This window comes from Aedoeadaptatus coli, from assembly GCF_900343085.1.
In the GTDB taxonomy this organism is placed as follows: domain Bacteria; phylum Bacillota; class Clostridia; order Tissierellales; family Peptoniphilaceae; genus Aedoeadaptatus; species Aedoeadaptatus coli.
Genome location: NZ_OPYI01000003.1, coordinates 23229 through 38909, shown reverse-complemented (window position 1 = coordinate 38909; position 15681 = coordinate 23229). Strand labels below are relative to the sequence as shown.

The following is a 15681-nucleotide window of genomic DNA, read 5'->3' as shown; positions in this document are numbered from 1 at the left end:
TAATGAGTATAACAGAATTACTAGATATTTTAAACAATAAAAATATAGTTGTTTGGAAAGAGGGTAGCAACGTAAAATTTAGAGCACCAAAGGGAAGCTTAACAGATGAATTAAAAAAACAACTTAAGATTAATAAATCAATGCTTTTAGAATATTTGGATAAAGAAAAAAACATATATTTTAAAAGAGACGAAATAAATCGTTATGAGGAATTTGACTTAACAGAAATACAGAGTTCATATTTATTGGGAAGGAATACAGCATTTGAATTGGGCGGTGTGGGTTGCCATGGGTATATGGAAATTGAATATAACGAGCTTTTAGATAAGGACAAAATAGAGATAGCATGGAATAAAGTCATAAAAAAGCATGATATGCTTAGAGCAATCATATATAAGAATGGTAAACAAAAAGTGCAAAAGGATGTACCATTTGTTGAAATTGAAGAGAATTTTTCAATAGATGAAAAAGAATTAGATTTGAGGGAGAAATTAGCTAACAAACAGTATAAAATTGGTGAATGGCCAATGTGTGATATTGCAATAACTAAAATAAATGAAAAAACGTTGCTTCACTTTTCTGTTGATATGATAGTTGCTGACTATATAAGCATGAATATCATATTGAAAGATTTAGAAGATTTTTATTATAACCCCGAAAAAGAAGCGTGTAATTCTAGTAGCTATAGAGATATCGTTATATATGAAAAAGAGAGAAAACAAAATAAAAGTGCTAATAGCCAAGAAGATAAAAAATATTGGGAAAATAAGATAGAAAATATAGGAAACTCACCTTTCTTACCGACACTAAAGACTGTAGATATAGAAGATAGCTCTTTTCTTCAAAAAAGTATTTTTTTAAATGAAGACATGTGGAGTAAACTCTGTGATTTGTCAAAAAATATCGGTGTAACTGTGTCGGCTGTGGTTATGTCAGTATTGTCAGAAATAGTATATTACTGGTCAGGTACAAATAAATTTTGCATAAACACCACTTTATTTAAGAGGAGTTCTTTAAATATAAAAGATATTAATGAAATAGTGGGAGATTTTACGGATGTGAATGTATCGGCAATAGATATAGACAGTAAATTAACATTTAAAGATAGAATAATAAATCTGCAAAAGAATTTATGGATGGATATGGAGCATAACTCATTTTCTGGAGTTGAAGTTCTAAGAATGCTTAGCAGATTAAAAGGTGAGAGTGTTGTAGTGCCATTGGTTTTTACAAGCACAGTTGGTCTGTCAAATGAAAATGACGTATTGTTAAAGCGAAAAGTCAATTATAAAATCAGCCAAACACCTCAAGTTTATATTGATTGTCAGTTAGCAGAAGAAAAGACAGGAGCTAGGATAAATTGGGATATTAGAAAATTTGTGTTTGATCAAGTTGTTATGGATGAAATGTTTGCAGGTTTTGTAAATATAATTAAGGAACTATGTAAAAATCCGTATAAAATCCTAGATTTGAAAAATCCAGTGGAATTACCTGAAAATATTCTGCAAGTTAGACATGATATTAATTCAACACAAAGAAAATTTCCAAAAAGAACTTTAGGAGATGGATTTTTAAAAATGCTAAATAAAAATCCAGAGAAAACAGCTCTAATTTTCAAGGGAAATACTTATTCTTATAGAAAATTAAGCTTGTATGTTAGTTCGATAATGGAAGCTTTAAAAAACAATAAAATAAAATCTGGAGATAGAATAGCAGTTAATATTGAAAAAAATGAGTGGCAGATTGCATCTGTACTAGCTATTGTATTAAGCGGCGCTGTATATGTTCCAATAGACGTAGACCAGCCAATTAATAGAAAAAACAAGATTCTAAAAAAGTCAGATGTTAAAGTGGTTCTATCATGTGATGAAGAGCTGAGTAATTCTGAATTTAAAAATATAAATTTACACAATATTTCTTTAAGTGAATTTAATAGCATGAAAGATTTAAATTTAGAAAAATATTACATGGATGATGCTTATATAATCTTTACTTCTGGGACTACTGGTGAACCTAAGGGTGTAAGAATAACGCATGATGCAGTTATGAATACAATAATTGATGTCAATGAAAGATATAGGATAAAAGAAACAGACGTGTTTTTAGGATTAGCAAAATTATCCTTTGATTTATCGGTATATGATATATTTGGGTGTTTTGATATTGGGGGAACATTAGTACTACCAGAATCAGAGAAGACAAATGATTCAAAGTATATTTATGATTTAATGTTGCTTCATAGAGTAACTATTTGGAACTCTGTGCCAGCTCAAATGCAACTGATAGTTAATTATTTAGAGGCATCTGAAAAAATAAAAAAGAGTGAATATTTAAGACTATGTATGTTGTCGGGAGATTGGATTCCAACAAATTTACCAAGTAGAGTATACAATATTTTTGAAAATGTGAAGCTTGTTAGCATGGGTGGGGCTACAGAAGCATCAATTTGGTCTATCTATTATAATATAGGTAAAAATGAGAAATTTGATATTAGTGTTCCATATGGATACCCTATGTCAAATCAAAAATTTTTCGTTTTAAACAGAGATTTAAATCCTTGTCCCGACTATGTTAAAGGTGGATTGTATATTGGCGGTAAGGGAATATCCAAGGGATACATCGGAGATGAAAAATTAAATAAAGAACAATTTATAAGAACAAGAGATGGAGAAATTATATATAAAACAGGTGATACAGGTTATTATTTAAAAAATGGTTTAATTATTTTTACTGGTAGAGAGTCTGGAGATGGACAAATAAAAATTCATGGATATAGAATAGAATTATCAGAAATAGAGGATGCAATTGTTTCTTATAACAAAGTAGATTCTGCACAAGTTGTATATACAAAAGGGAAATCTTTAGATGGTAAAATAAATGCTGTGGTTACTCCTAAAATTAAAAGTTATATATCTAATGATTTTTATTTGGGTTGCGATGAAATTGAGTTTTTAAAAGAGTTAGAATCAAGTGTTTTAGAGAATATGAATCTTGATTTATTAATAAAATGGGGAGATTGTGCTGACAAGGTATCATTGAAGTCTATTTTAGGAACATTTCAACATTTTGGAATTTTTACTGACCAAAAAAGCAAATATAACATTCAAGAGATTAAAAAAATAATAAAAGTACCTGAAAAGTTAGAAAAGTTATTAAAGAGATGGCTAAATGTATTGGTTAAAGAAAAAATATTACAATTAGATGAGGAACAATACCAATATTTAGGTGAAGAGAATGGAGAAACACTTGAACAATTATGGAATGATTTTTATAAAGTAGAAAATGAATTTAATTACAGTAAGGATTTTTTAGCTTATCTGAAAAGATCTAATGATTCTTTACCTGAACTAATAACAGGAATCGAAGATCCGTTAAATTTACTTTTTCCAAAAGGGGATTTAAAACCTGCTTTGGCATCATATCACGACAATAAAATAAATAGAATCAATAATGGTTTTATAGCTAATGAAATACATTATTTATATAATGAAAAAATAAAAAATAGCAATAAACCATTTAGGATTTTAGAAGTTGGAGCAGGAGTAGGTGGAACAACTATTGATGTGATTACTAAATTGAAAGATTCAAAAGTTGAATATTATTTCACTGATGTTTCTGAATTCTTTTTTAACAATGCAAAAAACATATTTCATGAATATGATTGGATAAAATACAAAATATTTGATATAAATGAAGATTTTTATAAGCAGGGTCTAGATGCGTTCTCATTTGATTTAATACTATGTGCAAATGTATTACACAATTCTAGAAATATAGATTTCGTTATAAAAAACTTAAAAAATCTATTAGTAGATTCTGGGACATTGATTATATTAGAGGAAACAAAAATGAGTTATATGTTATTAACATCAATGGAATTCAAGGATGGATTGATAGGATTTGAAGATGAAAGAAAAGAAAGTGAACAAACATTTTTCTCAAAAAAGCAATGGGAAGATATTATAGATAGAAATGATGGCAACATAACTTATGCATTTCCAAGTAGTCAGTTACTAGAAGTATCAGGACAAAGTGTTTTTGTAACGAGATTTAAAAATGAATATTATAACATTGACAAAACAGAATTATTTGAGCATTTAAATGATTCTTTGCCAAACTATATGATTCCATCTGATATAAAAATATTACAAAGTTTACCCAAAACAAGCAATGGGAAAATTAACAAAGAGGCAATATCAAGTTTATTCAAAGTAGAAGATGATGATATTAGTATTGATAAATCGCAAATGACAGAGATAGAAAAAAAGATTGAACATATATGGTGTAAAGAGCTAAATAAGTCTTTTATTGGATTAGATGAAAACTTTTATAGTGTAGGAGGAGACTCTCTTTTAATAGCACAAATTATAAGTGAAATTTTGGAAAAAGTAGAAGAAGCAAAAGATTGGGACTGGAGTTCTTTGCTTACTGAAATGATGCAAACGCCGACAATCAGAGAAATTTCCAAAAAAATTCAAAACAGGTTTGACAAGATTGATAAAAAGATTGATAAGTCTTTATCAGTATTAAAAAAATCCAATTTAGATAATGATAAGAAAACTGCTAAAGTTTTATTTCACGCAGGGACAGGCACATTATCTGCATATACAGAATTATTAGATTATATTATAAAAGATAGTAATGATGTCGAAGATGTATTGGGCTTTTCTTTCGGAGATGAGGCAGAATATGTTTCTATGAAAACTGAGGATACATTTAAAAATCTTGGAGAAAAATATGGAGAGGTATTATGTAAACTCGGTTATTCCAAGTATATCCTTATTGGACATTGCGTTGGTGGATTGATAGCTATTGAGACTGCGAATTATATAACCAATAAAAATATGAATGTATCAGATGTAACTTTATTGAGTACGACTATTCCAAGAGAACAAAATAGAACAGTTTTCCATTGTTTATCAAGAAATAAATATGATATAGCACTAAGGACGAGTTTAGAAAATGAATTACTGCTAGAAAGAACATTTTCTAGGCTAATAAATGCTGATATTTTTAAAGCTGGTCATACTGTAAGTGATGAAAGACTAGATGATTGTATAAAATATATGGTAAAAAATCTAGATGGTGACTTGAAAATAGAGTCATTTGAGAGGCTTGTTGGAGAGTATGAGGATATAGGACTTGAGTTTAAAAGACTTTCTTCAATTCCAATTTCCGAAAGACTAAATAATCTTTATAATTCAATAAATAGAGATAAGTTAAATTTATTAGATAATGAAATAAGAATGTTAAATACACTATTTAACATCTTTTCTCAAAATTTTGGATGTGTATCAACTTATAAACCCCAAAAATATAGCGGGAATGTAAGAGTTTTCTCTTGTGAAGAAACAGAAAAAAGTTTTTATGGAGAATTTTTTGGAGAAGATAAAGAAACTTGGGAGAAGTATTTAGCTGGAAATATAGTGTATAGCAGTATATTAGGACAACATTTTGATTGTTTAACGGGAGAAAATCTAAAACAAAATAGCACGAAGATATTAAAATTCATTAATGAATAAGGAATATTCAAGATGATAAAATTATTTAATGATTCAAGCTAAAAATTGAAGCTATATTGGTTTTTATTTACTAAAAGAGAGGTGAATATATGAAAAATCCGATAATTGGAATATTGGGAGGAAGTGGAAATATTGGTTCAAAATGTGTAGAAATTATAAGTGAGATATATCCTTTATATGCTACCTACAAGAACAATAAAAAACAAGATACAGAAAATTGCACTTATGTACAGGTGGACATAAAAGATTTGGGTAAAGTCGCTGAATTTTGTAATCAAGTTGATATTTTGATAAATTGTGCTGGAGCATCATATAAAAATGGAGAAAAGATAGCTAAAATAGCAAGTGAATGCAATATTCCATATATAGATCCATCAGGTGAATCATTTTTAGAGGATAAAATAAAAGAAGAATTAGATAACAACATATTTGTTTTATCTTCGGGATATTTCCCTGGATTAAGTGGAATTATGGCAAGTTATGCTTGTAGTTGTTTAAAGAATGTTGATTCTATTTCAGGTTTTAATGTAAGTGAAGAAATTCCCAGTAAATCAGCAATTGAAGACTTTGTTTTAACAAATTTATCTGGGTTTGGAAAAGCATTATATTATTACAAAAATGGAGAGCTTGTATATGAAGATGGAATTAAATTTGTAAATATTAATGGTGATATTTATAAGCTATCAAACTATATCACCAAAGAATTTTTAAGAGTAGCAGAAAAATTTAATGTTAACACTGCAAATTGGTTTAATCAAATTTATGACGATAAGGTTATTCGAAAAATGCAGGACATAGTATTAAAATCTGATAAACTTGAAGGTAGTTATAGTAAAGATATAGATAATATAATTTCATTTTTTAAAGCAAATGTTTCTAAAAATAATTTTAACAAGCTAATAATTTCTGCGAAAAATTCTATGGAAAATATTGAGATTGAAGTAGAAAGTAAAGAAAGCAGTACAATGAGTGCTGTAATTTGTTCTAATCTTGTTAAGAAAATTATGGAGGGAAATTATAAAAATGGGCTATATTATTCAATGGATATTTTAGACTTTAAAGATATAGAAAGGGATTTGATATTTAAAAATGTTAAAGTAAATATCAAAAAAGAAAAAAAGGAATATGAGGAGGGTGTGTTATAAATGAAGATAGTGGGTGATTTAAACAATCCTAAAATTATGCTAGTTCATGGTGCTGGCTTTTATTGGGAAAATTGTTTTAGGGAAATAATAGAATCTTTAAAATCAAGTTATTGCATACTATTACCTGTTTTACCAGGTCATAGTGATATCAATGAAGAACCAATTAAATCTGTAGAACAAGTTGCTGTAAGGATAATAAAGGAAATTAAAGATTTAAGAATTGATAATATTGAACTAGCATATGGTATATCTTTAGGGGCTAGTATTGTTCTTGAAATGATATTGTGCGGAGAAGTTAACATAACAAAAGTAATCCTAGATGGTGGTCAATATATAAATATGGGAGAAAATATTGAATTATTTTCAAATATAATGTCTAAACAATTTATTGGATTATTAGAAAATAATCATCTTCAAAAAGAAATCAGAGATAACATGGGATATGATGAAAATGACATTGAAATATTAAAACCAATGTTATTTAAGTCTATAAGTAATGAAACTTTATACAGTACCTTTAAAGCTGCATATAGTTATGATATAACAAATAAAAATTCTGACAAATTATCTACGAAAGACATATCTGTTTCTTTTGGAAGTAGAGAAATATACGCAAAAGATTCTTTAAATTATTTAGAAAAGTTAATAAAAAAAGAACTAGAAGTAGAAGAAATAAAAGATATGGGGCATTCAGAAGCTTTAAGTAAGCATCCAGAAATAATAATTGGGATGATAAAGAGTAGAGTTAAATGAGTTGATTATCATAAAAATATGGTATAATATTCATAAATACCGACACAGATGTCTTTAAGGAGATGGTAGTATTTCAAGAGTGCGAATGAATGTTAAAGATAGATTGGATCAAATAAAAAAAGCATCAATAGCTGTGTTTTTAAAAAAAGGATTTAGAAATACAGTTATGAATGACATAATGGAAGCTACTGGGCTTTCTAGAGGTGGGTTGTATCATCATTATGGTTCTACCTATGAAATTTTATACGACATTATGGTAGAAGGAAATAAATACAGAGAGAAGATAATCCATGATGAGATGAATAAAACAAGTCAGGATTTTAGCGAAGTTTTATCTGAGATCATTTTAGAAAAAATGCTATATCAGAGTGACTATGTTTCAATTTATGCAATGTTTTTGCAGGAATTAAACCATGACGATAAGTTAAAAGACTTATATAAGAAACTAAAAAAATCATCATCTGATAGTATTCTAATGTTATTTGATGAAGATGTAAGAGGTGAATTAAGTGAAGCTATCGAATTAATAACTGATTTGATTAACACATTTATTCTAGGTTGTGAAGTTCTAAATGCAAGAGAAAATTTTGTGAAGAACAAACTTGCATTAAAAAAAATGATAGGAATTATCTTAGATAATAATGCTAAGTAGATCTTAGGGTTTACTCAGAAAGAAAAAATATATCTTAAATTGGAGGTTTATATGAAATTAAAAGATATTGTACAAGTTACAATTTTTACAGTAGTGGCGTTTATATTAAACATGGCTGTATCAACAGCCACAGGAATGTTAGGAACTTTATCCTTATATATAGCGGCAGGATTTTCTTCCTTTGTAGTAGCTCCGCCATTTATAATTATGGCTAAAAAATTACAAAAAAGAGGAATAGCTTTTATATTTTTCATGTTGCTAGGTGTATTTTATGCTTTAAGTGGATATTGGCCAATGCTTATAGTAAATGCCATCGCAGCTATTGTAGCAGAATTAATTATAGGCAACTATAAAAATGATAATAGAGTTGCCTTAGCGGTATCTGCTGGAATGTTTGTTATTTCAATGCATGCAATGACATTTGTAAGACTACTTGGACCAGAAAAAATTGTTGAAGTTTTTAGCGTATTTACTAAAGAACAGGCTGCCTTTATGGATGCCTTTTTTACACCAAAGGCAATGCTAATCTCAATAGGCATTAATATCGTCTTGGTATTAATAGCAGGAAGATTTGGATTATATATAAATAATAAGTTTTTTAAAAATAGTAAAAAATCAGGAATATTGTAATGGAAAAAATAAGGAGAGATGACAACTGTCTTGTAAATCCTATAATTTTATTTGTTTTAATTTTAGCGTTTTCGATTATATTATTTATAACAGATGATATTGGCTACTATATTATGATAGCAATATCAATGTTTCTAACTTTAACTTTTTCCTTAAAACAATTTATTAAACAACTAGCAACAGTTCTTATCTTGTTAATTGTTGGCAAAACATTAACTATTACAGACTTAGGAATAGGTGGAAATGCAATTTTAGGTCTTGTAGAAATCTTATTAAAACTCTTTCCAATATTTGTTATTGGTGGTATTCTTGTGAATTCATCACCACTTAAAATGATGAGTTCACTTAAGTTTTTACACATTCCAAATGTGTTTGCTTTAAGCATAGTGATAGGAATGAAGTTTATATCAGAGATGGGGTTAAGGCTTAATGAAATAAAGAATGGCATGAAGGTAAGGGGACTAAGATTAAGTCCCCTCCATCCTGTTAGGTCTTTTGAACTTTACTTCATCCCTCTTATCTATAAATGTTTGCAAGTGAGTGAAACTTTGACTTCATCTATTATATCTAAAGGAGCAGAATATAGAGGGGAAAGGACCAATTATCATAAAATAACTTTTAAATTTTTTGATATCGTATTCTTACTTTTAGCTATTTTCTTATTGTGGAGGTCAATATGAATGTAATAGAAGCAGATATTAAAAAATTCTCTTATGACGGAAATGATAAGGTAATTTTAAAAGATATAGAGCTAAATATTAAAGAAGGGGAACTTGTTGTTATAAGTGGTTTATCTGGTTGTGGAAAAACCACGCTAACAAGAATATTAAATGGTTTAATTCCGAATCATTATCAAGGACAATTATATGGACAAGTATCTATTTTAGGAAAAAATATTTCGCAATATAACAATGGAGAATTGGCAAAATATATAGGAAATGTTTTTCAAAATCCAACAGATCAGTTCTTCGCAAATATTGTTGAAGATGAGCTTGCCTTTGTTGGAGAAAATTTAGGAATGGAGCTTTCAGAATTAAAGAAAAGAGTTGATGACTCTTTGAGTGTGATGGGAATTGAAAATTTAAAATATAGAAATATCAATTCTTTATCAGGTGGACAAAAGCAAAAAGTTGCTATCTCATCTACTCTTGTTTATGATACTAAAATAATTTTTTTTGATGAACCATCATCAAATTTAGACTATAGGGGAATAGTCGAACTTAAGAATATTCTTGAAAAATTAAAATCCTTAGGAAAAACGATAATAATATCTGAGCATAGATTGTTCTATTTAAATGATTTATATGATCGTTTTTTGTATATGAAAGATGGTAAAATCGAAAAAGTTTTTAAAAAAGGTGAATTAACAGAAGAGGATTGTAAAAATTACTCTTTAAGAACAACTAACTATAATTTTTTGCTATCTGAAAATATTGATAATTCCAAAAATGTAGTTGAGGATATAAGAGGAGCTGATATTTCTACTGGTAAAAAAGAATTAATAAAAAATTTAAATATAAGCTTATATGAAAATGAGATAATGGCGATTATAGGTAAAAATGGAGTAGGTAAAACGACTCTTGCAAGATCCTTAGCTGGTTTATTAAACTTTAAAGGCAAGACAAGCTTTGGGAGAAATAAAAAAGAAAGATTAAGAAACTCTTATTATATGATGCAAGATGTAGAATACCAAATGTTTTTTGATACGGTGGAAAATGAGCTTTTACAAAAAGATAGAATTAATGACGATGAATATTTAAATAGACTTAGAAACGAATTAAAACATATTGACCTTTGGGAAAATAGGTATGACCATCCACAAAATCTATCTGGTGGACAAAAACAAAGACTTGCTCTATTAACTGCTTGTTTAAGTGGTAGAAAATTAATAATTCTTGATGAACCTACGTCAGGTTTAGATTACAAGAGAATGAATGATATTTCTGAAATAATAAAAAGATATTCAAAAATATATCTTTTTGCCATAATAACTCATGATATAGAACTTATTTTTAAAGTTTGTAATTCTGTGTTAATGCTTGGAGGAGATAGATACAAGAAAGTGAATATTCAGGGACATGAAAAAGAAATTTTGAAATTTATTAAAGATGGACTGATTGTGTAAGGAGTTGATTTTTTGAAACAAGATATGAAAGAACAATTATTAACAAAAAGACCTATAGATTTACTCTTTCAATTATCTATTCCTGCTGTAATAGGAATGATAGTAATAGGTCTTTATCCATTAATGGATGGAATATTTGCAGGAAATATTATAGGACAAACAGCAATGACAGCTTGTGGTGTAGCTATGCCGCTTACATTTTTCAATAGTGGTGTATCTACACTTATAGGCGTAGGTTCAGCATCAGTTTTATCAAGAGCTATAGGAAAGGGCGACAAAAAAACAGTTGATAAAATTATGGGGAATTTAATCTTTTGGGTTATTTTATTCTCATCAATTATTACAATAGGTGGAATTTTACTTGCACCACATTTTTTAGATATGGTTGGGGCAAGTGGCGAAATTAAAGAATATGGTATCAGATATTTACGCGTGATTTTCATTGGTTCTTTATTTGTAAACTTTACTCAATCAGCAAACATGGTTATGCGTGGAGAAGGATTAATGAAAAAAGCCATGCTTATTATGGGGCTAGGAGCTCTCTTAAACATAATTCTTGATCCTATTCTAATGAAATTAATGGGGAAATATGCAATTGAAGGTGCAGCACTTGCAACTATTACAGCACAATTAGTTCAAGCAATAATAACACTCCATTACTTTAAATACAAGAGTAAATCTGTAAAAATAAATAAAATCAAATCGGATCAGGAAATAAAAAAAGAAATGTTTGGCGTAGGGTCATCTGCTATGATGATGCAAATTTTATTTATGATTCAACAAACAATGCTATATAAAATGTCCTTTAAATATGGCGGAGATACAAATGCTATCTTGATGGCAGCAACACTTAGAATATATGCCTTTTCATTTATTCCACTTTGGGGAATGAGTCAAGGTTTACAACCTGTAGTTGGTACAAATTTTGGAGCAAAGAAATATGAGAGAGTAAAGGAAGCTATGAAAGTATTTTCTATCGGAGGATTAGTTCTTGCATCAATATTTTGGATACCAGCATTAGCATTTTCAAAGAATATTCTTTCTTTATTTGGAGTAGAAGAAAGTATTATAACTCAGGGAGTAGGAAACTTTAGACTATTCTATTCTATATTTATCTTATATGGAGTAATGGTTATGTCTATAACATTCTTCCAAGCAATAGGAAATGCTAAAAAGGCAGGCATAATCGTCATGCTAAGACAATTATTTTTATTCGTTCCTGCCATGATTATTCTACCAATGACATTTGGAGTTAAGGCAGTATGGTTTGCTGAACCTCTTGTAGATTTAATTATGATTTTAGCTGGAATAGCAATGATGATTGGAGAGCTTAATAGAATGCCCTCTGAAATAAAAAAAATATAATAAACTATTTAAAAATATTACTAAAGGAGGTTTTAAAGTGAATTTAGTAAAAGAATATGTAAATAAAAGAAAAGGCTCATATTTTATTTCTGTACTACTTGCAATAGTAGGGGTAGTGGCTGGACTTTTTTCTTATATTTATATGGCAAAAATTATTGTAAATTTGATTAATGGCATAACTGATATAAGCCTATATACTCCATTATGCCTTAGTATTTTTCTAACATTTGTTATTAAAGAAGTGGCAGCGGGAATATCAACAAGTATTTCTCATACAGCAACTTTTAATTCACTTGGAGAAATCAGAAATGATATTTCTAAGAAATTATTCAAGATGCCATTAGGAGATGTATTATCAAGATCATCTGGAGAATTGAAAAATATTATAGTTGAGCAGGTTGATTCTATGGAAACATCCCTTGCCCACTTAGTCCCAGAATTTACTGCAAATTTAGTAGGACCTGTTCTATTATTAATTTATATGTTTAGCTTAGATTGGCGTTTAACTTTGCTATCACTAATTCCTTTTGTGGTAGGAATGTCTATTATGATGTCTGTTATGAATGCTCATTATAAGGAAATGTTTGGAAAGTCAGTTGCCATTGGTCAACACATGAATAATTCTATTGTTGAGTATATAAATGGGATAGAAGTAATAAAGACTTTTAATCAAAGCGAATCATCTTATAAAAAATATGCTGATGCAGTTTATGACAATGCAAGTTTTTATTATAACTGGATGGACGAGTCTATGAATAAGGTTGCTATAGGTAGATTACTTTCTCCTATGGGAATTATTACAATCATACCTTTTGGGATTTTATTTTATATAAATGGAAGTATTGATTTAGGAAATTTAATTACCTTAATAGTCTTATCCTTTGCTACAGTTTCTAGTATTTTAAAAATCATGAACTATATGGATGATATGTCAAGAATATCGACTATAACTTCTGAGATAGGAAAGATTTTAGATTCAAGAGAGTTAGAAAATATTGACAAGGGACAAAATTTAGAATCATATAATATAGAACTTCAAGACGTAGACTTTTCTTACGATGGAGAAAAGAAAGTCATTGATAATCTTTCTATGGAAATAAAAGAAAAGTCAGTTTCAGCACTCGTTGGACCTTCTGGGTCAGGCAAGTCAACAATAGCAAAGCTTATTGCTGGTTTTTGGAATGTAGATAAGGGATCTATCAAAATTGGCGGAGTAGAAACAAAAGATGTGTCGCTCGAAAACTTGTCTTCACTTATTTCTTTTGTATCTCAAGATAATTTTCTTTTTGATATGACTATAAAGGAAAATATTAGGCTTGGAAATAAAGAAGCTAGTGACGAAGAAATCATAGAAGTGTGCAAAAAATCTGCCTGCCATGATTTTATTATGAATCTATCTAATGGTTATGATACAAGAGTTGGTGAAGGTGGAGGTCATCTATCTGGAGGAGAAAGACAAAGAATATCTATTGCTCGTGCCATGCTAAAGAATGCACCAATCGTAATTTTAGATGAAGCAACTTCATATATAGATCCTGAAAATGAAGCACTCATACAAAACGCCTTGGCTAATTTAGTTAAGGGTAAAACTTTAATTATAATTGCTCATAGGTTAAAGACAATTGTTGATGCAGATAGGATATTTGTTATTAAAGATGGCAAATTAAATTCTTATGGTACTCATGAAGAACTATTAAAGTCATCAGAACTTTATAAGGAAATGTATGCTGCAAATTTAAGGGGTGATGAAAATGCTTAATGTGTTTAAAAAGATATGGAATTTTTCAAAAGAGGAACAGGTATATATTAAGAAATCTATTCTCGCTGGATTTTTGCACGCAGTATTTAATGCCCTTGAGTTTGGAGCAATTTACTATATGCTAGTAAATATATTTTCTAAAACTTTAGACTATAAGGCTATCTTTATTTGTCTTGGAATATTAGTTATATCCCTTGTTGGAAAGATAATGACACAAAAATCATCACAAATGGCACAAACACACGCTGGATATTTTATGGCAGCTCACAAGAGAATAGAAATAGGAGAAAAGATAAAAAGAGTTCCTATGGGTTTCTTTTCAAGCTTTTCACTAGGAAGATTAACAACTATTGCTACATCTTCACTTTCCCAAGCAGAAATGTGGGTGCCTATGCTTTTGGTTCTTGTACTTGGTGGAGTTTTAAATACACTAGTCTTTGTCCTTGGAACTTTAATTTTTAACGTAAAGGTAGGACTTGTTGCTGTAGCAGGTGTGGTAGTATTTTTCATCGTTACATCAATGATGGAGAAAAAATCATCAGCTAATGCAGACAAAATGACAGAAACACAAACAAGACTTACAAAAGAAGTATTAGCAACTTTACAAGGTATGCAGGTTATAAAATCCTATAATCTTGGTGGAGAAAATAACAGGGCTTTAAGAAAGTCTATAAAAGATACATCAAATATACTTTTAGATTTAGAAATATCTGTAGCACCTTACACAGTTATCCAAAGAATTGTAATGGGAATAACAACAGTAGCTATGGTCTATGTATCATTAAAATTAAATTTATCTGGTGAACTTCCACTTGCTGAAACAATTCTTATGATTATGGCATCATTTATTATCTTTGAAGGCTTAATCGGGGCAGGATCAAACATGGCAATCCTAAGAGCTTGCGAAAATGCCATAGATTCTGTAGGTTTTATAGACTCAATGCCTGATATGAGAGAAGGAAGTATTACAGAGCCTATAAAAAATCATGATATTGTCTTTAAAAATGTCAGCTTCTCTTATGATGACAGACCCATTTTAAAAAACGTCTCAGCAGAGATAAATGAAAATACCATGACTGCTATTGTAGGACCATCTGGATCTGGCAAGACTACATTTTGTAATCTTATTGCAAGATTTTGGGATGTAAATTCTGGCGAAATTTTAATAGGTGGAAAAAATATTAAGGACTATAAGATAGAAAACCTTATGAATTCAATTTCCATGGTATTTCAAGACGTCTATCTCTTTGAAGACACAATTGAAAACAATATAAAATTTGGAAAACAAAATGCAAGCCATGAAGAAGTAGTTCAAGCTGCAAAGAAGGCAAGGTGCCATGAATTTATTGAAGCTTTACCAGAAGGATATAACACTATAATAGGAGAAGGTGGAGCAAGTTTATCTGGTGGAGAAAAACAAAGAATTTCAATTGCAAGAGCTATGCTAAAAGATGCGGACATCATAATCTTTGATGAAGCCACAGCAAGTATAGATCCAGAAAATGAAGATAAACTTAAAGAAGCAATAGAATCATTAACAAAAAATAAAACAGTAATTATGATTGCCCACAGACTAAAAACCATAAGAAATGCAGATCAAATTTTAGTCTTAAAAGATGGGGAAATAGTAGAACGTGGAAATCACGAAGAACTAATTAAAAATAATGGACTTTATTCTGATCTTATCAATGCAAAAGCTAAGGCGGAATCATGGAAATTAAATAATTAAT

The 15681-nt window shown here is 29.2% G+C and carries 10 protein-coding genes; all 10 read left to right on the top strand.

Annotated elements, in window-relative coordinates:
• The first annotated feature begins 2 nt into the window (after positions 1 to 2).
• Positions 3 to 5522 (top strand): non-ribosomal peptide synthetase, encoded by a 5520-nt coding sequence (locus tag DG046_RS02180; RefSeq protein WP_108830962.1) that lies wholly within the window; start codon positions 3 to 5, stop codon positions 5520 to 5522.
• Between the two features lie 89 nt (positions 5523 to 5611).
• A complete protein-coding gene (locus DG046_RS02175) occupies positions 5612 to 6667 on the top strand; it encodes a saccharopine dehydrogenase family protein (RefSeq protein WP_108830961.1) in 1056 nt (351 codons plus the stop codon).
• On the top strand, positions 6668 to 7420 hold the full coding sequence (locus DG046_RS02170; protein WP_108830960.1) for an alpha/beta fold hydrolase: 753 nt from the start codon (positions 6668 to 6670) through the stop codon (positions 7418 to 7420).
• Between the two features lie 85 nt (positions 7421 to 7505).
• Positions 7506 to 8072 (top strand): TetR/AcrR family transcriptional regulator, encoded by a 567-nt coding sequence (locus tag DG046_RS02165; RefSeq protein WP_108830959.1) that lies wholly within the window; start codon positions 7506 to 7508, stop codon positions 8070 to 8072.
• Positions 8073 to 8123: 51 nt separating this feature from the next.
• Entirely contained in the window at positions 8124 to 8702 is a 579-nt protein-coding gene (locus tag DG046_RS02160) for an MptD family putative ECF transporter S component (RefSeq protein WP_108830958.1), read from the top strand.
• Complete coding sequence (locus DG046_RS02155; protein ID WP_108830957.1) at positions 8702 to 9382, top strand: energy-coupling factor transporter transmembrane component T family protein; 681 nt, start codon at positions 8702 to 8704, stop codon at positions 9380 to 9382. Before DG046_RS02160 ends, DG046_RS02155 begins: the two co-directional genes overlap by 1 nt.
• A complete protein-coding gene (locus DG046_RS02150; protein ID WP_108830956.1) occupies positions 9379 to 10827 on the top strand; it encodes an ABC transporter ATP-binding protein in 1449 nt (482 codons plus the stop codon). The genes DG046_RS02155 and DG046_RS02150 overlap by 4 nt, the downstream gene beginning before the upstream one ends.
• 12 nt (positions 10828 to 10839) lie before the next feature.
• A complete protein-coding gene (locus DG046_RS02145) occupies positions 10840 to 12192 on the top strand; it encodes an MATE family efflux transporter (protein ID WP_108830955.1) in 1353 nt (450 codons plus the stop codon).
• Between the two features lie 37 nt (positions 12193 to 12229).
• Entirely contained in the window at positions 12230 to 13951 is a 1722-nt protein-coding gene (locus DG046_RS02140) for an ABC transporter ATP-binding protein (protein ID WP_108830954.1), read from the top strand.
• Positions 13944 to 15680: an ABC transporter ATP-binding protein gene (locus tag DG046_RS02135; protein WP_108830953.1), complete on the top strand. Its 1737-nt coding sequence runs from the start codon at positions 13944 to 13946 to the stop codon at positions 15678 to 15680. Before DG046_RS02140 ends, DG046_RS02135 begins: the two co-directional genes overlap by 8 nt.
• Position 15681 lies beyond the last annotated feature (1 nt).